The organism is Gracilibacillus xinjiangensis, from assembly GCF_042651765.1.
GTDB classification, from domain to species: domain Bacteria; phylum Bacillota; class Bacilli; order Bacillales; family Amphibacillaceae; genus Gracilibacillus; species Gracilibacillus xinjiangensis.
On the sequence record NZ_JBHSDT010000008.1, the window covers coordinates 981633 to 1001367 of the forward strand.

20 protein-coding genes are annotated in these 19735 nt (G+C 35.9%); 3 read left to right on the top strand and 17 right to left on the bottom strand.

Annotated elements, in window-relative coordinates; genetic code table 11:
* Nucleotides 1-91: 91 nt before the first annotated feature.
* Nucleotides 92-1747 carry a DAK2 domain-containing protein gene (locus ACFOY7_RS16240; protein ID WP_390253446.1) on the bottom strand — a complete coding sequence of 552 codons (1656 nt, stop codon included), beginning with the start codon at nucleotides 1745-1747 and terminating at the stop codon, nucleotides 92-94.
* A gap of 16 nt (nucleotides 1748-1763) precedes the next feature.
* Nucleotides 1764-2126, bottom strand: a complete 363-nt coding sequence (locus ACFOY7_RS16245) for an Asp23/Gls24 family envelope stress response protein (RefSeq protein WP_390253448.1) — start codon at nucleotides 2124-2126, stop codon at nucleotides 1764-1766.
* A gap of 317 nt (nucleotides 2127-2443) precedes the next feature.
* On the opposite strand from ACFOY7_RS16245, the gene rpmB reads away from it, so the two are divergent.
* Nucleotides 2444-2632 (top strand): 50S ribosomal protein L28, encoded by a 189-nt coding sequence (gene rpmB, locus ACFOY7_RS16250; protein WP_390253450.1) that lies wholly within the window; start codon nucleotides 2444-2446, stop codon nucleotides 2630-2632.
* Between the two features lie 97 nt (nucleotides 2633-2729).
* On the opposite strand, the gene spoVM is transcribed toward rpmB, so the two are convergent.
* The 14 genes from spoVM to ACFOY7_RS16320 all read right to left on the bottom strand — a co-directional run bounded on the left by spoVM (nucleotide 2730) and on the right by ACFOY7_RS16320 (nucleotide 15992).
* The gene (spoVM, locus tag ACFOY7_RS16255) at nucleotides 2730-2840 is read right to left on the bottom strand and encodes a stage V sporulation protein SpoVM (RefSeq protein WP_390253452.1); all 111 of its coding nucleotides are present in this window, start codon (nucleotides 2838-2840) and stop codon (nucleotides 2730-2732) included.
* A 66-nt stretch (nucleotides 2841-2906) separates the two neighbouring features.
* Nucleotides 2907-3560, bottom strand: a complete 654-nt coding sequence (locus ACFOY7_RS16260; protein WP_390253454.1) for a thiamine diphosphokinase — start codon at nucleotides 3558-3560, stop codon at nucleotides 2907-2909.
* Nucleotides 3561-3584: 24 nt separating this feature from the next.
* A complete protein-coding gene (gene rpe / locus ACFOY7_RS16265) occupies nucleotides 3585-4235 on the bottom strand; it encodes a ribulose-phosphate 3-epimerase (protein ID WP_390253456.1) in 651 nt (216 codons plus the stop codon).
* Nucleotides 4236-4237: 2 nt separating this feature from the next.
* Nucleotides 4238-5119, bottom strand: coding sequence for a ribosome small subunit-dependent GTPase A (gene rsgA / locus ACFOY7_RS16270; protein ID WP_390253457.1), 882 nt, complete (start codon nucleotides 5117-5119; stop codon nucleotides 4238-4240).
* Nucleotides 5120-7129 carry a Stk1 family PASTA domain-containing Ser/Thr kinase gene (gene pknB / locus ACFOY7_RS16275; protein ID WP_390253459.1) on the bottom strand — a complete coding sequence of 670 codons (2010 nt, stop codon included), beginning with the start codon at nucleotides 7127-7129 and terminating at the stop codon, nucleotides 5120-5122.
* Entirely contained in the window at nucleotides 7123-7887 is a 765-nt protein-coding gene (locus ACFOY7_RS16280; RefSeq protein ID WP_390253461.1) for a Stp1/IreP family PP2C-type Ser/Thr phosphatase, read from the bottom strand. The genes pknB and ACFOY7_RS16280 overlap by 7 nt, the downstream gene beginning before the upstream one ends.
* A gap of 27 nt (nucleotides 7888-7914) precedes the next feature.
* Nucleotides 7915-9273, bottom strand: coding sequence for a 16S rRNA (cytosine(967)-C(5))-methyltransferase RsmB (rsmB, locus tag ACFOY7_RS16285; RefSeq protein ID WP_390253463.1), 1359 nt, complete (start codon nucleotides 9271-9273; stop codon nucleotides 7915-7917).
* Entirely contained in the window at nucleotides 9270-10208 is a 939-nt protein-coding gene (gene fmt, locus ACFOY7_RS16290) for a methionyl-tRNA formyltransferase (protein WP_390253465.1), read from the bottom strand. The genes rsmB and fmt overlap by 4 nt, the downstream gene beginning before the upstream one ends.
* A 15-nt stretch (nucleotides 10209-10223) precedes the next feature.
* Nucleotides 10224-12632 (bottom strand): primosomal protein N', encoded by a 2409-nt coding sequence (gene priA, locus ACFOY7_RS16295; protein WP_390253466.1) that lies wholly within the window; start codon nucleotides 12630-12632, stop codon nucleotides 10224-10226.
* Between the two features lies 1 nt (nucleotide 12633).
* Nucleotides 12634-13833, bottom strand: a complete 1200-nt coding sequence (gene coaBC, locus ACFOY7_RS16300; protein ID WP_390253468.1) for a bifunctional phosphopantothenoylcysteine decarboxylase/phosphopantothenate--cysteine ligase CoaBC — start codon at nucleotides 13831-13833, stop codon at nucleotides 12634-12636.
* Nucleotides 13834-13957: 124 nt separating this feature from the next.
* The gene (rpoZ, locus tag ACFOY7_RS16305) at nucleotides 13958-14173 is read right to left on the bottom strand and encodes a DNA-directed RNA polymerase subunit omega (protein ID WP_390253470.1); all 216 of its coding nucleotides are present in this window, start codon (nucleotides 14171-14173) and stop codon (nucleotides 13958-13960) included.
* Entirely contained in the window at nucleotides 14170-14787 is a 618-nt protein-coding gene (gene gmk, locus ACFOY7_RS16310; RefSeq protein WP_390253472.1) for a guanylate kinase, read from the bottom strand. Before gmk ends, rpoZ begins: the two co-directional genes overlap by 4 nt.
* A 15-nt stretch (nucleotides 14788-14802) precedes the next feature.
* On the bottom strand, nucleotides 14803-15063 hold the full coding sequence (remA, locus tag ACFOY7_RS16315) for an extracellular matrix/biofilm regulator RemA (protein ID WP_390253474.1): 261 nt from the start codon (nucleotides 15061-15063) through the stop codon (nucleotides 14803-14805).
* Between the two features lie 50 nt (nucleotides 15064-15113).
* Complete coding sequence (locus ACFOY7_RS16320) at nucleotides 15114-15992, bottom strand: YicC/YloC family endoribonuclease (protein WP_390253476.1); 879 nt, start codon at nucleotides 15990-15992, stop codon at nucleotides 15114-15116.
* Between the two features lie 207 nt (nucleotides 15993-16199).
* Here ACFOY7_RS16320 and ACFOY7_RS16325 point away from each other — a divergent pair, with 207 nt between their 5' ends.
* Entirely contained in the window at nucleotides 16200-17915 is a 1716-nt protein-coding gene (locus ACFOY7_RS16325; RefSeq protein WP_390253478.1) for an Rqc2 family fibronectin-binding protein, read from the top strand.
* Nucleotides 17916-17929: 14 nt separating this feature from the next.
* Here ACFOY7_RS16325 and ACFOY7_RS16330 read toward each other — a convergent pair whose 3' ends face one another.
* The gene (locus ACFOY7_RS16330; protein WP_390253480.1) at nucleotides 17930-18199 is read right to left on the bottom strand and encodes a hypothetical protein; all 270 of its coding nucleotides are present in this window, start codon (nucleotides 18197-18199) and stop codon (nucleotides 17930-17932) included.
* 234 nt (nucleotides 18200-18433) lie between these two features.
* Between ACFOY7_RS16330 and ACFOY7_RS16335 the strand changes: the two genes are divergently transcribed.
* The gene (locus ACFOY7_RS16335; protein ID WP_390253482.1) at nucleotides 18434-19726 is read left to right on the top strand and encodes a DUF2254 domain-containing protein; all 1293 of its coding nucleotides are present in this window, start codon (nucleotides 18434-18436) and stop codon (nucleotides 19724-19726) included.
* The last annotated feature ends 9 nt before the right edge of the window (nucleotides 19727-19735 follow it).

Here is a 19735-nt window from a genome sequence, read left to right on the forward strand (position 1 = left end):
TCCCCCTTTCTATCTATCCCCAGGTTATGCACCTTGTTAAATAAGCCTTATATGATAAGAAAGCTCTATCTATGTTAGATAGAGCTTCGGATTATTCGATCGAGAATATATAAGAATAGATTGGTTGATTTCCTTTATGGACCTCTACTTCTATTTCAGGATATTGATCTTCTATAAATGTAATAATTTCAGCTTCTTCTTCATCTGTCGTTTCTTCACCGCGTAAAACAGTCACAATTTCATCCTCATCTACATCAATCATTTCATCTAACAGTGCCTTGACTGCTTCGAGTTGATTTGGATTCGTTGTCTTAATTTTACCGTCAGCAAGGCCCATGTAATGGCCATTCTGAATTGTCAACCCATCAATTTGTGTGTCTCTGACCGCATAAGTAACTTGTCCTGTCTTCACTGCCTTACTCGCATCTTCCATCAGCGCTTTGTTTTCTTCTAGAGAAGTTTCAGGATTATATACTAATAGTGAGGCCATACCCTGCGGAATCGTTTTTGTTGGAACAACAGCTACATTAACATCTGACAATTCTGCTGCTTGCTCTGCAGCCATCACAATATTTTTATTATTTGGTAAAATGATCACATTTTCCGCGTTAGTTTGCTGAATAGCGTCAGCTAAATCTTGGGTACTGGGGTTCATTGTTTGTCCACCTTGAATCACTACTGTCGCACCTAAACTCTTAAACAGCTCTGTTATCCCATCACCCATAGCAACTGTTACAATTCCAAAAGCCTGTTTCTTATTCGGTTTCTCCTTATCAACGATCTTAGAATGCTGCTCACGCATATTCTCTACTTTTAAATTGATAAAACTTCCATATCTTTGTCCTAAATTGAACACATCGCCGGGGTATTCCGCATGGATATGGACTTTAACAATTTCCTCATCTGAAACCACTAGTAAAGAGTCTCCATGATTACTAAGTTCTTCGCGAAAAGCAGCTTCATCATATGGATGCTCTTTCAATTTATCTTCTTCAAAGCGAACCATAAATTCTGTACAGTAACCAAATTCAATCTCATCTGTATTCATAAAGCCTTGTGCCTGTTTATGATGTTCAGCATGTACAAGATCTTCTAAATCCATTGTATCTGCAACTGTATCTGGAAGTTCTTCACCTTTTAACCCAGCAAGAAACCCTTCATAAATCACTACCAGGCCTTGTCCGCCACTATCAACAACACCCACCTCTTTTAATACTGGCAATAACTCGGGTGTTCTTTTTAATGATGTTTTGGATGCTTTTAATACTTTCTCCATAAATGACTCAATATCTTTTTCAGTTTCTGCCAATGCTCTAGCATCATTTGCAGTGTCTTTCGCAACAGTTAATATAGTACCTTCTACCGGCTTCATAACAGCCTTATAAGCCGTTTTTACACCAGTCTCAAATGCAGTAGCGAAACCTTCCGCATCTAATTCCTCTTTCCCTTCAATCCCTTTTGCAAACCCTCGGAATAATTGGGACAAAATAACACCAGAATTCCCTCTCGCTCCCATTAACAGACCTTTAGCAAATGCATTAGCCACTACTGTTACAGACTCATTCATCACTTTTTTAACTTCATTAGCACCTGAGGTGATCGACAAATTCATATTTGTCCCTGTATCTCCATCCGGCACTGGGAATACATTAAGCGCATCAATTTTATCAGCATTATTTGATAAATGATGAGCACCCGCAAGTACCATCCTAGCAAACGTTGCCCCATCAATCTTTGTTAATGTCACTTCCGACTTCCTCCCTCTAATCTTGACTTACTCGTACACCTTGAATATAAATGTTAATCGATTGTATCTTAAGTCCTAATGTTTTTTCTAAATTGTACTTTACTTGTGATTGAACATTATGTGCCACTTCGGATATTTTTGTTCCATAGCTAACAATAATATACATATCGATATGAACATCTTCTTGAACTTGTCTTACAACAATTCCTTTTGAGAAATTTTCTTTGCGAAGAATTTCAGCAATGCCATCACGTAATTGGTTTTTTGATGCCATTCCTACAATACCATAGCATTCTATTGCAGCACCACCCGCTACTGTTGCAATGACTTCATTTGTTATCGTTATATGACCATTACTTGTAGTTAATTCAATCGACATATCTAAAACCTCCTATGATTTAGTTTGGATTATGTCAACACAAGTTTCATTATTTTACAATATGTACGAACATTCCATTTCATTATCTATTGGTGAAAAGAATCTTATCCATTATAGAATGGATGAAAAATCGATTTCTGTCAAGCAGCTACTAACTATACGATACTTAGATAACTTGCTGACAATTATACTCTTTAATTATAGCAAAAAAATAAAATTTAAACTAAAAAATCGAAGAATAAATTGCAAAACGGCACATATTATGATAGATTATATAAGTATGTATAGAGTTATTGTAAGGTAGGAGGGAATAAACAATGGGACGTAAGTGTGTTATTACAGGACGTAAAACGACTGCAGGAAATAGTCGTTCACACGCTATGAATTCTAGCAAGCGTAAATGGAAAGCTAACGTACAAAAAGTGAGAATTATGGTTGATGGTAAACCGAAACGCGTGTATGTTTCAGCTCGTGCGCTAAAATCTGGAAAAGTAGAACGCGTATAATAATAATTGATTTAGAAAAAAGCTCCTAATTTCTTAGGAGCTTTTTTTCTTTAATCCCTCAAATAATGATACACGTTGCAAGGCACACTATGCTTCGCTACTTTTTGTTACCAGAACCCAGTAATGCCCGAATGAAACCACCAATAAATCTCGGGAGTTTAATCGTATAAAATTTCATCATACCCCTCCTCACCATGTAAAGAAACATATTCACAAAACTTGCTGATAATAATTGGGTATATTGACACTACAATTGCTAAATTGTATTCAGCGTTTATTTTTTGAATGGTTCGATACTCTTTATCAATATTAATATGCCATCATGAAAAGAAAAAGTACCAATGTCATTAATTATTTGATTGGAAACACAAAGAGTAGTACCCCATTCAATCGTTTTGTTAGATAAAGGATAATAAAAACCTTCTAATGTGAGTCCTTCAACATGGTGAGTGAAAGGTAAAAATGAAATATATTCGCGGTCGCTGTCTTTCATAACTTTATGTTCGCCAGGCATGTGTAAAGATAATTGATTAGAATTATCAACAATGACAGCTTTAACATCTTTCTTTAATAACTGATAAAGTAATTGGATATTTACTAACTCATGGTCTAACCGCCCGCCCGTAACACCAAAAAAATACACCATTTCTGGTTTGTAAGATAAAGCTGTGCGTACAGCCAGCTCTAAATCTGTTTCATCCTTTTCTACGGGATACTGTTTAAACCTTTTTGCTTGTTTACGGATATTAACGATTTCTTTATTTGAAACTGAGTCAAAATCCCCTATTGCAATATCTAAGCTGAGCTGATGCTTGGTTATATATGCAGATCCTTTGTCTGCACCAACCCAAATATCAATTATATCGTTGTAAGTAGATAAATCAGCCAAAGACTTCTCCGGACCTCCTGCCACAATCCCAATTTTCATTTAGTCCTGCCCTCTCAATCCAAGTTATGCATTTCTAATTTTATCAATCGCTTCTTTTCGATTTATTTCATTAAAGATAGCACTTCCTGCAACTAATACATCAGCTCCAGCTTCCTTGCATAGTTTAGCTGTCTCCTGGTTAACACCGCCATCCACTTCGATTTCAAATGTTAATTCCATCTCTTCTCTCCAGCTTGCTGCTTGCCTAACTTTATCTAAAACTTCTGGAATAAAGCTCTGACCGCCAAATCCGGGGTTAACAGTCATAAATAAAACCAAATCAACAGTATGTATGATAGGTTTAATCATCTCAACAGGTGTAGCAGGATTCAACACGATTCCTGCTTTTTTTCCTGTTTCTTTAATTAAATGAATCGTACGATGTAAATGCGGACATGCTTCATAATGTACAGTAATAATATCAGCACCAGCTTCTGCAAATTCCGGAATATAATGATCTGCATTTTCTATCATTAAATGAACGTCAAAAGTGATTGGAGTGACGGGTCGTATTGATTTCACCACTAATGGTCCAATCGTTATGTTAGGAACATAATGACCATCCATCACATCAATATGAAGGTAATCTGCCCCAGCATCTGAGACTTCTAAAATTTCATCTTTTAGGATACTAAAATCTGCTGATAATATTGATGGAGCGATTTTTGTTGTCATGACTAATACCTCGGCTTTCTCTGTTTAATTTCCTCAATAAATTGTAAATAGTTATTATATCTTTCTTCTAATATTTCTTCATTAATAACTGCCTCTTTTACGGCACATTTTGGTTCTTTCAAATGCATACAGCCTCTAAATTTACAGTCTGATCTCCGCTCAGTAAATTCAGGAAAACAATCTGGTAATACCGCCAACTCCAGCTCAGCAAAATCCAGGGCGCTGAAGCCCGGTGTATCAGCAATTAAACCCTTCTTAAATGGGATTAATTCCACATGCCTTGTTGTATGTTTACCTCTCCCTAAACTTTCCGATATTTGGTTCGTCTCCAACTCTAAATCGGGAATTAATGCATTTAATAAGGACGATTTCCCTACACCAGATTGGCCGGCAAATACAGAAACTTTGCCATCAACAAATGTGGAAATCTGTTCCGCAATATCATCGGTCTTAGTTGAAAGAAAACGAATCGAATATCCTATCTCACTATAATAATTCAATTTTTGCTGCAGCTTTACTGTCTCTTCCGCGTTAAGTAAGTCTTTTTTTGTAAAAAACAATAAAGGGCGGATGGACTTAGCTTCAACCATCACTAGAAACTTATCTAATAAGGTTAAACTAAGATCAGGTTCCTTTAGTGATGCAATAATAATTGCTTGATCAACATTCGCAATAGGTGGACGTACTAATTCATTGACTCTTTCATCAATAGACAAAATGTATCCTTCATTTTCACCACTAAACTCAAATTCCACAAAGTCTCCAACTAATGGTGATACTTTTCTTTGTCTAAAAACACCTCTCCCACGACATTGAATCATTTGTCCATCATAAATTATATAGTAAAAACCGCTTAATGCTTTAATAATTCTTCCCTTTGGCATTTACTCACCCTTTACATCATCGTATTTGATCGTTTTCTCAATTAATAATTGATTATCTCGTAATACCTTATACGTTGCATTATCCCCTCTGGCTATCGTAAGATGAATTTCAAAAGTTGTATCTTCTTCTATTAGTTGAACCTCTTCATATAATTCCTGGATTCGGTGATTCACATCTTCCACGTATATGCTAACAGACTGTGGTTCAATTTCTTTATTTTCTTCATCCAATTCGTTTCCAGTACCCTGTGTGTATGGCACTGTAAATGTTTCGGTATGTGTTACCTGTTCTGGCTCATCAGGACCTTTAGAAACGGTTAATGTTACTACATCACCTTTGACCACATCTGAATATGCAGAAGGACTTTGTTTGATTATCAAACCTTCTTTCACTTCATTATGATATTCCTCATTAACCGCAGCAGATAAACCAATATTCTCTAAATACTCGATCGCTTCACTTTGCGTCATTCCTTCTAAACGGTTTAGTTGGATCTTCTCCAAACCTCGACTTACTTCAAAAATAACTGTTGTCCTGCTTGGGATCACGTCAGTCCCTACTTCAGGTTGATGTTGTGAGATAATTTCTCCTTCTGGTCTATCGGAAAAAATACTGTATGGAATCACATTTTTGAATCCCGCTTCATCTAGTATTGCTTTCGTCTGCTCAAAGTTCTCGCCAACATAGTCTTCCATTTCGATCGTTTCAGGTCCAGCACTCACTATAACCGTAACCTCTCTACCTTCTTTTACCGTTTCACCAGCCCTTGGAAAAGTTTCAATCACTTTTCCTTCCTCAATTTCTTCATGATTCTTCAATTCTTCTAAAACTAATAAACCTGCAGCCAGTAACTCTTCTTTTGCCTCTTCAAACGTTTTCCCATCAACCTCTGGTATGTCTACATCCTTTGGTTGAAAGAGATTCGGAAAAACAAATAATGCAAGTAAGAAGGAACCGAATAATATAAAGAATATCGCTGTCGTCCAAATAATAAACCTTTTCTTTCCACCTTTTTTCTTCTCATTGGGTTTATTTTCGTCAGATTTTTCAACCTGTTTTGAGTGTACCATTGTCCTGCTATTATCTGTATTTGTTTGACTCATATTTTCCACTGATAGAATCGGAATTGCTTTTGTCTGGTCCTCATCGTTAGAAATTGGCGGATAAAATTTTGGTACATTTCTCTGTCCAGGATCAAGGGCATGTTCTAATGCACTTTCCATTTCAATGGCATTTTGATACCTGTGAAACGGATCTTTGGTTGTCGCTATAAGGATAATATTCTCAACTGCTTGTGGTATATTACTATTCCATTCATGAACAGAAGGCATCTCTCTTTGCAAGTGTTTTAAAGCAATGGAGACAGGTGACTGACCGGAAAAAGGTAAATGTCCTGTTAACAATTCAAACATAACAATCCCTAAAGAGTAGATATCTGATTTATTATTCGCTTTACCTCCACGAGCTTGTTCTGGTGATAAATAATGGATGGAGCCAAGGACGGAATTGGTTTGAGTTAATGCCGTCGCACTCAATGCTGTAGCAATTCCAAAATCTGTTACTTTGACTAATCCGTATTTATCAATTAATATGTTTTGTGGTTTAATATCTCGGTGGATAATTCCATTATCATGTGCGTGAGCGATAGCTGAAGTTACTTGTTTCATAATTTCTAAAACTTCTTCCGTTTCTATTGGAGCATGTAATTGAATGTATTGCTTTAAGGTCATACCATCTATGTATTCCATAACTATATAGTAAATATTACCCTCTTCTCCCACATCATAAATGCTAACAACATTCGGGTGAGACAAACTGGTTGAGGCATGGGCTTCCCGATGGAATCGTGAGATAAATTCTTCATCCTCGGCATACTCTAAACGTAAAACTTTAATCGCTACATCCCGATTTAATATCAAGTCTGTTCCTAAATATACGTTAGCCATACCGCCTCCACCGATGAGCTTTTTTAATTTGTACCGTTCACTTAAAATGTTACCTTCTAACAATGAGAATCACCAACTTCTTTATCTTGATGATTAATAACTGCTACGGTAATGTTATCTTCACCACCGCGGTCATTTGCCAATTTAATTAATTGGTCAACAGTTTGCTGGGAGCAGTCCTGCCATAATAATTGATGAATTTCCTTATCTGATATTTTATTTGTTAGACCATCTGTACACAATAATAAAATAGAAGATTCTTCCCACACAGCACTGTATATATCCGGGGTAACGTTCTTCTCTGTCCCTAAAGCTTTCAATATCACATTTTTCCGAGGATGAACTAATGCGTCTTCTTCTGATAACTGGCCGGTGCGCACTAATTCTCCAACTAATGAATGGTCTTTCGTTATTTGTTTCCATTGATCCTGATATATTAAGTAAGCTCTGCTGTCACCTATGTGAGCTATAACCAAAAAGTCATTGGAACAAACAGATGCTACAATGGTTGTACCCATACCAGTTAAGGAACTGTTACTTAGAGCATATTCATATACGCGGTTGTTTGCTTGTAAAACCGCATTCTCCAGCCACTTCTCCGCACTTTTTTTAGTATTGATATCCTGATGATCATTTTGCCATGCTTTGTTCAATTCCTCAATTGCCATTTTACTCGCAACATCGCCAGCCTGATGTCCACCCATTCCATCAGCAACTACCGCTAATACGAATCCCTCTGCAGATTGCTCATATACAGCAACAGCATCCTCATTAATTTCCCTTACTTTACCCTTATCTGATCGATAATAATACTTCAACATATTCACCTCAATTGCAATGGAAAAAGCCTATTCCGTTACTTTTACCATTCGTGTAATAAAAAAGCCATCACTATTTAAATCCTGCGGAAAAATTTGCATGCCGAGCTTCGAAATGCCAACTTTATTTCGAAACATAATTGGTAGCTGATCGAAAAAGGTCGGGTCTATCTTGTATTCTGGATGATGTTTTAAAAAATAGGTGACCACTTTTTCGTTTTCATCTTTGTCAACTGTACATGTACTATATACTAGTTTTCCATCCGATTTTAATAATGGGGCAATCTCATCTAATATATCTTTCTGAATCTTTGCGAGATTAATAATATCTTCTTCTTTCTTATTATACCTTATATCTGGCTTGCTTTTTAATACACCTAATCCAGAACAAGGTGCATCAATTAAAATTCGGTCAAACGTTTCTGAGTTGTGTTTTAATTGTAACTGTCTGGCGTCAGCTTGAGCTGCTTGAATGGAATGAAGCCCTAGCTTGTCTGCCTTCTCTGTTACTAGTTTCGCCTTTTTTGCATGTAAATCATACGCATAAATGGTGCCACTATCATTCATTTTTTCTGCAATGTGTGTCGTTTTTCCTCCAGGCGCACTACATCCGTCCAACACTGTCATATTCTGCTCCAAGTCCATAAGCTCTGCAACTAGCATGGAACTTTCGTCTTGAACTGTAAATAAATGTTGCGCAAATGTGTCATGCTTTAATACATTTCCTTTTTCAATGATAATGCCTTGGTCAGAAACTTTGGAAGGCGAAACCTGGAAACCGTCGTCCTCAAGCTGTTCCATCAACTCATCCCGACTAATCCGTAATGGTTGTACTCGAACAGTCATCTGCTTATGGCTCATATTCGCTTGACACATTTCTTCCGTCACAGCATATCCATATTGTTTTACCCATTTCTTGACCAGCCATAATGGATGACTTGTTGCAACACTTAAACGAACATTTTCATCTTTAATTTCACTAAGGTCTGGTACACCTTGGCGTTGAACTGATCGCAGGACACCATTAACAAAATTAGCGATCCCTTTATGTCCTCTTTTTTTGGCTATCTCTACTGATTCATGAATAATGGCGTGATCTGGTACTTTTTCCAGGTAGTGCATTTGATATATTGATAAATAAAGTAACCATTTGACCCAATTATCAATTTTATCTTTCCTTTGGACAAAGGAATCCAAGAAATATTCTAAAGTCAGTTTTCTTTGTAACGTGCCATAGACAATCTCTGTAAGCAATGCCCCATCTCTTTTCTCAAGGTTATGCTTTTTCATCATCTGGTCAATTGCTAAATGACTAAATCCGCCTTGCTCACCAATCCGCAATAACAAATCTAATGCAATACTTCTAAGTAGATATTTTTCATTCTTCATTCGCCTAATTTCGCTCCTACTAAATCATTAAGATCTATGCCTCTGATGAAATCACTTACTAACATTTTCTTCTTCCCTGCCGGCTGCAATTCTGTAATTTTCAATGTAAGATTGTCACCCGTTGCTACAATTAGTCCATCTTCACTCACTGACACAATCTCACCTGGCAGATTATCTGTTGTTTGATTAGACTTCTCTGCCCGCCATACCTTCACGTTCTTCCCTTGCCACTTTGTATATGCAACAGGCCATGGGTGTAAGCCTCGAATATGATTATAAACTTCTTGGCGTGACCTTTTCCAATCGATCTCTTCTTCTTCCCTTTTAATATTTGGCGCATATGTTGCTAATTCGTCGTCCTGCTTAATTGGTGTTATCTCATTTGCGAATAAGGCGGGTAATGTGTCTGATAAAAGATCTGCCCCAATTACAGATAACTTGTCATGTAAGCTGGCAACATCATCATCGTCTAATATATCAATCTCTGCCTGGCTTATAATATCACCAGCATCTAGTTTTTCTGCCATATACATAATAGTAACACCTGTTTTGTCGTGTCCTTGTAATATCGAATAATGAATCGGTGCACCACCTCTTAGCAATGGTAATAATGATGCGTGAACATTCACACAACCGAATTTTGGAATTTCTAATATTCCCTTGGGTAATATCTGCCCAAAAGCAGCTGTTACAATCAAATCAGGTTGAAGTTGTTCAATTTGTTCATAATTATCTTTAATTTTTTCAGGTTGAAAAATTGGGAGCCCATGCTTTTCTGCCGCAACTTTTACAGGGGGTGGTGTTAACACTTTCTTTCTTCCTTTTGGTCGATCAGGTTGTGTAACAACAAGCTGAATAGTATAACCATCTTCTATTAGTCTTTCCAGAACAGGTACAGCAAAATCAGGTGTACCCATAAATATGATGTTTTTCATTTCTAACTACCTCACTTACATTAATTGGTATGGTTCAAAGTCGACCTGGATCGTTAAGTCATTTTTTTGGATGTCTTCATAGTAATGTTGTAAAATCTTCCGGATGACTGTCCTTTGATTTGGCTCATCTCTATATTTTATCATGCACTGATAACGATATCTATTGTTTATCCTCTCAATAGGAGAAGGTGTTGGTCCAAGAATTGTTGCAGCACTTGACAAATGCTTATATAAAAGGCGACTAATCGTTTTTGTTACCTCCATTGCTTTTACCTGATTTGGATGGGAAACATTAATCATTGTTAAGAAAAAGTATGGCGGATAATGAAAGTTTTTTCGCATTTGCATTTCTTGCAGAAAAAATTGTTCATAATTATACTGGCTGGCTAGTTCTATTGCATAATGCTCCTTAGAATATGATTGAAGAATGACTTCACCAGGTAATTGGTGCCTTCCTGCCCGCCCGCTCACTTGTGTCAGCAGTTGAAATGTTTTTTCTGATGAACGAAAATCAGGCAAATTGAGCATTGCATCAACTGCAAGAACACCAACTAATGTAACATCTTCAAAATCTAACCCCTTTGCAATCATCTGTGTTCCTAGTAATATGTCAGCTTTTTTCTGTTGAAATTGATTTAAAAGTTTTTCATGTGCACCTTTTCTTCTGGTTGTATCCACATCCATACGGACAACTCTTGCTTCCGGAATTGCTTCTAATAATGCTTCTTCTACTTTTTGCGTACCCGTACCAAAATATCTAATTTGGTCACTTTCACAGGTTGTACAATTTCTCACCATCGGAATTTGATAATCACAATAATGACATTTTAATTTATAGCTGCTTTTATGAAATGTTAGGGCAATATCGCATGCGGGGCATTTCATAACATCGCCACAATCCCGACACATAACAAAAGTAGAATAACCTCTCCGGTTTAAGAATAGCACAACTTGTTCTTCTTTAGCGATTCTTTCCTTCACTGCATCAAGCAGCCTGCGGGAGAACATGGAGCGATTTCCTTGATGTAATTCTTCCCGCATATCCACAATCTCTACAGGGGGCATCTTCTGTTCATTCATTCGATCAGGCATTTCTAACAATCGATAAACCTGCTTTTTGGCTCTGGCATATGACTCTAAAAGTGGTGTAGCACTGCCAAGTACCACAGGGCATTTATGGAATTCCCCACGGTACTTTGCCACCTCTCTTGCATGGTAACGTGGTTGTTCCTCTTGCTTATAACTTGTTTCATGCTCTTCATCAATGATAATTATGCCTAAATTTTCAAATGGGGCAAAAATCGCAGAACGAGCTCCTACTACAACTTTTACTTCTTTTTTGTGAATTTTGGTCCATTCATCAAACTTTTCTCCTGGTGATAACGCGCTATGAAGAACTGCCACATCTCCACCGAACCTGCCTTTAAATCGTTTCACCATCTGTGGTGTTAACGCAATTTCCGGAACTAAGACAATCGCTTCCTTGCCTTTTTTCAACACCTTTTCAATTGATTGCAGATACACTTCTGTTTTGCCACTGCCTGTTACACCATGTAACAAAAAAACTTCACTAGCCATTGTATCAATAGCTTTCCAGATTGGAGTAATTGCTCGTTCTTGCTGGTTACTTAACGGCAGAGGGGTTGTTTGTTCAAACACTGTATCCGCATAAGGATTTCGATATATTTTTTTCTCCACTTTTTTAAGTAACCCTTTTTCAATTAATGCCTGAATCGTTGCTGGAGTTGTATGACAAAGTTTTATTAATCTTCTTTGTTCGATTGGTGCCGGGTCTTTGATAAAGAATTCTAAAATCACTCTTTGTTTTTGTGCATTTTTAGGTAAGTCTACTAATGCTTCTTCTAGTAAGTATAACTCTTTGTTCGCTTCGATAAACGATACTTTCCTGATTGTTTCTTTTGATTGAACGCTATAGTTAATCTGAACAATTCCTTCATGTATTGCCTTTAATAGTTCTCTATAATTTCCATTTCGTTCAACAAATTCATCAAAATCAATTACTGCCCTGCCTGCAAAAAGGTTATCCAATTCTTGTGGTAAGTCATTTTCTGTCAATGTTTCTATTTCCTTTTTATACTTGGCTTTTAAAACTTGCGGCAACATCGCCTGATATGCTTGAATATAAAAACTAACTGTTTCATCTGCTAACCATTTCCCTAAACTTAATAACTCTGATGTTAATACAGGGGTCATATCCATCACTTGATCAATTGCCCTTAGTTTATTAAACTCCGATTTATCCACAACTTCCATCACAAATCCCATTACTTTCCTTGGACCGAAAGGTACGGATACTCGCACACCAGGTTTCACTAATTCTTGTAAATCTTGCGGAATTAGATAATCAAAAGAATGATTTGTTTGACTTGTAGGAACATCAACAATCACCTTAGCTATAGACATATTAATCCTTCCTTGTTTCTTTCTCAATAAATGCAATTAATTGTGAAGCAATCGCCTCTTTTTTTGATTTTATAATGCTTTTCTCTTCTCCATCTTTCGTTAAGAAAATAACTTCATTGTAATCAGATTGAAACCCAATCTCTTTGTTACTTATATCATTTATGACAATAGCATCTAAATTCTTTTTCTCTAACTTTTCCTTCCCATACGACAGTACATTATCTGTTTCCGCAGCAAAACCTACTAAATATTGCTGTTTTTTATGTTCACCTAAATATTTAAGTATATCTCTTGTCCGTTCTAATTCAATGAACAGATTACCATCTTTTTTCTTCATTTTCTTATTTATTTGCTTAACTGGTTTGTAATCAGCTACAGCTGCTGCTTTAATAACAATGTCCATGTTGTTATACAACTCCACTATCTGTTCATACATTTCCTCCGCCGTAGTAACTTGATATGTTATAACATTATTAGGGACCGTTAACTTGGAAGGTCCTGTAACTAAATGAACTTCAGCACCTGCTCCTGCTGCAGCTTTTGCTAATTCATATCCCATTTTACCGGAAGAATAGTTAGTAAAGTACCGAACAGCATCGACAGCTTCTTGGGTTGGACCAGCTGATATTAATACTTTCTTACCCTGCAGCTTTCCTGTTTTCATCTGGTCCTGCTGCAATAAGGAAACAATCACTTCAGGCTCTTCCAATCTTCCTTTGCCAATATAGCCGCAAGCTAAGTACCCATCACCTGGTTCAATAAAGCGATATCCCCAACTGTCTAGTTGCTGCATATTATTTTTTACTGCTGGATGTTGGTACATGTGTACATTCATCGCTGGAGCTATATAAACAGGTACTGTCGTTGCAAGCAGTGTTGTTGTTAGCAGATCATCAGCAAGTCCATTGGCAATTCTGCCAATTAAATGAGCGGTTGCTGGTGCAAGCAGGATAAAATCTGGCCAATCAGCTAAGTCAATATGTGCAATCTTACTTGGGTCCTTCTCATCAAATGTGTCAATATATACATCATTCCTTGAGATTGCCTGAAATGACAATGGTGTAACAAATTCTGTTGCACTTTGTGTCATAATTACTTTCACATCTGCACCAGCTTGGGTAAGTTTACTGGTTAATGCAATAGCTTTGTATGCAGCAATCCCTCCTGAAACTCCTAATAATATTTGCTTTCCCTTTACCATCTTCATGCCCCTCTCTAATGGATAGAAGAAACCCTCGCAAGCAGATGCAATGCGAGGGAATATCGATAGATCATTTGGTCTTCATAATAATTGCAGAATATAAAGTGATGATCACTAAAAGAAACTAATCTTCTAACCCTTCTGAAGTTGGGTCCACTTTTAATTTTTCTGCTAAAATTTCTTCCAATGCAATACCAACACATGTTGCTGAGTCATGTGTTTCTAATTGATGCACATTTGTGTCTTGAATTTGACGTGCTCTTCTAGCTGCAAGTGTAACTAATGTATACTTTGAATTTATTTTTGATTGTAATTTATCAATCGATGGTTCTAATATCATTTTTCTACCTCCAATAGTGCTTTATATTGTTTTGCTACTCTTTCCTTCTTGCAGTGCTCACCCTGTACAATTGCTTGTACTTTCTTAACCGCATTTTCAACAGAATCATTAACGACTACATAGTCATATGCTTCCATCATTTCTATTTCATTTCTAGCTTCCTGTAATCGACTCGCAATTAGATCTTCTGATTCCGTACCTCTGTCTTGAATCCGGTTTTTAAGTTCTTCTAAACTTGGCGGGATCAAGAAAACAAATACACCTTGCGGGAAGTTCTTCTTCACTTGCATGGCACCTTGAACTTCTATTTCCAGAAATACATCATGACCAGCTTCGATCATTTCCTCCACATATTGTCTTGGAGTCCCATAATAATTACCGACATACTCAGCATATTCAAGTAATCTATTGTGGTCAATCATTTCTCTAAACTCATCGTGTGTGCGAAAGAAATAATCAACACCATCCTGTTCGCCTTCACGCCTATTACGCGTTGTCATAGATATAGAATACTTTAAATTCGTATCATGTTCAAATAGAGCTTTTCTCACTGTTCCCTTGCCAACACCAGAGGGCCCTGACAGAACAAATAAAATTCCTTTTTCTTTGATCAAAGTATTTCCTCCTACTTATTCTTCACTAATTTCATCATGGCTAATCACACGTTGTCCAACCGTTTCGGGTTGAACAGCTGATAGAACAACATGATCACTGTCCGTTATTATAACTGCACGTGTTCTTCTCCCATATGTTGCATCAACTAATTTATTATTATCTCTAGCTACTGTTATAATCCTTTTTATTGGTGCAGATTCCGGTGATACAATCGATATAATTCGATTGGCTGAAACTACATTACCAAATCCAATATTAATTAACTTTAAACTCATCTTGAGTTCCCCCTTAAAGATTGAAAAAGAACAATTGGTATGTAAGGCTTCTATTCTATGTTTTGAACTTGTTCTTTCAGTTTTTCGACATAACCCTTCAATGGTATAACCTGTGCACTAATTTCAGCATCATTCGACTTCGACCCAATTGTATTACACTCTCGATGCATTTCTTGTACTACGAAGTCTAACTTTCGCCCAATTGCTTCAGTTTCCAGAATTATTGACCGAAATTGTGCAATATGACTATGTAACCTCGTTAATTCTTCAGTAATATCTCCTTTTTCCGCTAAAATCGCAATATCTTGATGTAACTTCGCTTGATCAAATATGGAAGCATCTTGGAGATATTCCCCGATACGTGCTTTAATTCTATCCTGATACTCTATTATAACAATATTTCTTCGTTCACCCAACCATTTTAATATATTTTCTATTTTTTGAAGATTGTCTTCTAAATCTGTTTTAAGATATATACCCTCCTGTTCCCGCATTTTCACAACTTGTTTAATGGCTTCGGTAACTTTTTCCATAAGTATATGTTCAATACCGGAGGTTTCGCTCGCTTCTTCGATTGTTTCCATAATATTCGGATACTGTGCTATCATATCAATTGTAATTTTGCCGGGCAGGTTATATTTATTTTTAATGTTTTGTAAATTTGTAACATATTGCTCAACAATACTCCAATTGGTTTGCAACTTTTTTTGCTCTAATACTTTACTATCTATATGAATGGATAGTTCTACTCTTCCGCGTAATAAATATTGTTTTACTATCTTCTTCACTAAATCTTCTTGTGGAAGCAAATAGGAAGGCATTTGAGTTGTTATATCAAGAAAACGATGATTTACTGTGCGCATTTGCACAGAAATAAATAGGTCATCCGATTTGTATTCAGCCTTACCGTAACCTGTCATACTCTTCATGTGATCACATCCATTTACATTTCTAGTATTAGCTTGTCATTTTATTGATAAACATTATGAAAAAGCGAATAAAGCAATTGGCTTAAAAACCAGAAAACTACTATGTCATTGTTATAGTATATCAAATAGGAGCAATTAATCACAAGCTAACAAAATTCCCTGAAAAATTAGTATTCCATGTTATAATGTTGAGATGAGGTGATAAAGATGGTTTTTGATGGTATTGTAACAAGAGCAATTGCACATGAATTAAACAAAAACCTTTCTTCAGGAAGGGTACTGAAAATATATCAACCAACAGATACGGAGCTTTTATTTACGGTAAGGCATTTTGGAAAGAATAAACAACTGCTAATTTCCGCACATTCAAGTTATGCACGGCTTCACTTATCAAATGACCGGTATGAAAATCCAACTGAACCGACAATGTTCTGTATGATGTTAAGAAAATATTTAAGTGGAAGTTTTATTGAATCTGTTAGCCAAATGGAAAATGAGCGAATTCTTCATATACGTTTCCATACAAAAAATGAAATTGGGGATACCAGCTTAAAAACGTTAGTAGTTGAATTAATGGGAAAGCATAGCAACATCATCCTAATTGATGATGAGAGACAGGTCATTCTGGATAGCATAAAGCATGTTTCTCATGCCCAAAACAGGCACCGATCCATCCTGCCTGGCAGCACCTATATCTCCCCTCCTAGTCAGGATAAAATAAATCCATTAACAATCGATGGAGATACCTTTATTAAAAAGCTCGACTTTAATAGTGGAAAGTTAGATCAACAAATTGTAAAAACATTTATGGGCTTTTCACCATTACTCGCGAAGGAAATTATTCATATGGCTGATTTGGGCAAAACAAACGCATATAAAGAAGCCTTTGAAACAATACAAAATAAAATTAAGGAGAACCAGTTTGAACCACAGATCATACTAGCGAAGAAAAATTTATTTTATGTCTTACCACTCCAGACTGTTGCTGGTAATAAACAAGAATTTAATACAATAAGTGAAATGCTTGATACCTTTTATTCAGGCAAGGCTGAGCGTGACAGGGTAAAACAGAAAGCTGGTGATTTGCTGCGTTTCCTAACAAATGAGGTAAAGAAAAATCAGCGTAAACTGATAAAGCTTGATCAAACACTAGAGGAAGCAAAAAATGCAGATAAATATCAACGTGATGGTGAATTGTTAACCGCACATATGCATCTGGTAAAACAAGGTGATAAGCAAGTGGAAGTTATCGATTATTATGATCCCGAGCAAAAAACCAGGACAATCAAATTAAATGAAAATAAATCTCCCAGCGATAATGCTCAAGTCTTCTTTAAAAAGTATCATAAATTAAAAAAATCGAAACAAATGGTCGTGGAAGAGAAAAAGAAGGCAAAGGAAGAAATAAATTATTTGGAAGAGATTATTGATCAAATTGAAGCAGCTAGAGAACAAGATATTGAAGAAATTCGTGAAGAGTTACAGGAGCAAGGTTATTTAAAGAAAAAGGCTGGTAAAGGAAAGCAAAAGAAAAAGATTTCAAAACCTGAGCCTGATACATTTTATGCTACGGACGGCACTGCAATTCTTGTAGGTAGAAATAACAAACAAAATGAATTTTTGACAAGCCGGTTAGCAAGAAAAGATGAGGTATGGCTTCATACAAAAGATATTCCTGGATCACATGTTGTCATCCGATCAACTAATCCGACTGAAGAAACATTATTAGAAGCGGCCCAACTTGCGGCGAATTTTAGTAAATCCAAAAACTCGTCATCTGTACCTGTTGACTATACACTCATTCGCCATGTAAAAAAACCTAATGGTGCGAAACCAGGGTTTGTTACTTATGATAATCAAAAAACTATCTACGTGACACCTGATGAAAACTACATGACGAAATTAAAAAGAGAACCCAATTAGGGTTCTCTTTCTCACTATGATAATTGCCATGCTGGTATAAGTGAATGAAATTGTAAGAAATAACTAACAACTATATGTAGAATGGTATACAAAAATAAAATAAACATATAGGTTCCTAACCATTTCAAAAAAGAAGTCTTTAAGAATAGATATAATAATAGCATCCCGACAGGGAATGGTATGAATACAATTAACCAAATCGGTGCACCAAAAAATTCAGTTAATGCTCCTAATGAAACAACCGAAATCCCAATAATAAGCGCCTGGATTATGTGAAGTTTCATCCCCAATATTCTACTACCAATATAATAAGACAGAGAAGTTAATATTACCGCTGCTATGTAACTAACCCAATAACCCATTTTATCACCATTCCTATTTGATCTGTAAATTATATCATATAGATTCTATTAAATTAGGTAAATAATTTGTAAATTTATTATACCTACATTTTTAACAAATGCTTCATTTTTAACTGACAGGGTATAGATAAATAAATGGAATTATGGGGGAGAGAGATGAAGAATAAGATTTGGTTAAATACAAGAGATAGTTTTTGGTTTTTACCAGCCGTTTATATTGTTTGTTCAATTATTGCTGTACTAATTATTGTCGTAATAGATAAAAATATTGTTAATCAATTCGAAGATAGTATTCCACCTATATTGTTAACAGAAAAAGCTATAGCGATTGAGCTGTACAGTTCACTAGTTACAGCAATTCTTACGATGACAACAATCAGTTTCTCTGTCATTATGGTTGTATTGACTACATACAGCACTCAATTTTCACCAAGAACCTTGCAGGATTTCATGAGAAGCCAAACTACTTCACATGTCTTGGGTGTATATTGCTTTGGCTTTGTTTTTGCTTTATTGAACTTAATTATTGTTGGGAAAGAGAATCTGTTTATTGGACCAATTGCAATGACACTAATTGCAATTATTGAATTAGCCTTTTTTGTTTACTTTATACACCATTCAGCTAGATGGATTCAAGTGAACAATTTAATCACATGGATCGAGAAAGACGGGATAAAAATTATCGAAAATAACAAAAAACGATCAAATTTTCATGTCGTAGAAGAAATGAAAGAGGTTCAACTGAATAACTATATGGAACAGGAGGCATATTTTCTTAATGGAAAAAAATCCGGCTATGTACAAGATATAGAATGGAATAATTTAGTCAAATGGGCAAAAAAAAATGACGCTGTATTAAAGATGAAGATACAAGTCGGAGACTTTGTTCAGGAAAATTTAAGTTTGCTGAAATTATATTCAAAGAACAAAATGGATAATCTGGATGAACTAAGGGAATATATCTTGATCGGAAATGAACGTACAGACCTTCAAGATATAGAATTTACGATACAAAAATTAGTTGAAATTGCTTTACGCGCTATTTCACCAGCTATAAATGACCCGCATACAGCAATAAATGCAATGTATCGAATTGGCAGTATATTAGTTGAAATAGCTAAAATTGATAATAGAGGAAAATATATTATTGATGACAAAAATGAATTAAGAGTTATAAAAACGATCAAAACTTTTCCAAACTACTTATTCAAAAGCTTCTATCAAATTAGACATTATGGAAAAAATGATCTATCCATAATTTACAGCATTATGGAAGTTTTAAGGAATGTAGCCATTGCTAGTAATAAAGAGATTAAAAATGAAATTTGGAATTTTCATTCCTATATTTTAGAAGTTATTAATTGGGAAGATCTATCAGACTTAGAAAGGGATTATTTGCAATCCATATATGAAGAACTGGAGACATGTTGTTGCAACCAACAGATATAGACAAAAAAG